The 1,007-nt window shown below is 78.0% G+C and carries 1 pseudogene; it reads left to right on the top strand.

The window, feature by feature from the left end:
* Positions 1-1,007, top strand: a pseudogene (locus tag A5634_RS28605) (PE family protein); the annotation flags it as partial.

The following is a 1,007-nucleotide window of genomic DNA, read 5'->3' as shown; positions in this document are numbered from 1 at the left end:
CGCGAGTTGGCGGCGACCGAACTCGGGCCGCCGGAGTCGACGGCGACGGCCGGGGCGCTGGCCGGGGCGACGACGGGGGTGGCAATGGCGGAGCCGCGGGTACCGCGACGGCCGGACAGGCCGGAACCCGGGGTGAAGGTGGGGACGGCGGAGTAGGCGGAACCGGCGGCGTCGCAGGCGATGGAGCCGATGGCGCCCAGGGCACCTGGGACTTCAGCGACGGCACGGGCGGAGCGGGCGGCCGGGGCGGCGACCCCGGCACCGGCGGTGCGGGCGGGACCGGCGGCTCCGGCTCGACCAACGGTGACGGCGGCGCCGAAGGGGACGCCGGTAGCACGGGCGGCCATGGCGGGCACGGCGGCGACGGTGCGGATGCGATCACCGCCGGCGGTGTCGGCGGCACCGGCGGCGTCGGGGGTGACGGCGGCCTGGTCGGGGACGGCGGCGACGGTGGCACAGGTGGCACCGGCGGGACCGGCCGCACAGGCGAAGTAGCTCATGACACCAACGAGACCGGCGAAATCGGTGGCACCGGCGGCACCGGTGGCGCGGGCGGAGCAGGCGGTGCCGGGGGCGCGCAGGCCGGCGACGGCGGTAAGGGCGGCGACGGGGGTGCCGGAGGCGTCGGCGGCACCGGCGGCACCGGAGCGCGGGGAGACGACGCGATCGATCCGGGCGCGACAGGTGGCGCCGGCGGACAGGGCGGCGAAGGTGGGCTCGGCGGACAGGGCGGTGACGGCGGACGTGGCGGAACTTCCAGCAAAGGCACGGGCGGCATGCAGGGTGTCGGCGGCACCGGCGGCGTCGGCGGTACCGGCGGATCCGGGGGCGACGGCGGCACGGGTGGTGTCGGCTCCTGGACGGTCACCGATGGCACGCTTGGTCAGGGCGGCACCGGCGGGCGCGGTGGCGACTCGGGCGGCGGCGGGACGGGCGGGATCGGCGGGTTCGGTTCCACCAACGGCGATTTCGGTGACATCGGCAGTCAGGCCACCAGCGGCGGCAAC

The organism is Mycobacterium asiaticum, from assembly GCF_001673365.1.
Taxonomy (GTDB): domain Bacteria; phylum Actinomycetota; class Actinomycetes; order Mycobacteriales; family Mycobacteriaceae; genus Mycobacterium; species Mycobacterium asiaticum_A.
Note: the sequence above shows the minus strand (reverse complement) of the source record. Positions and strands in the feature narration are given on the sequence as shown.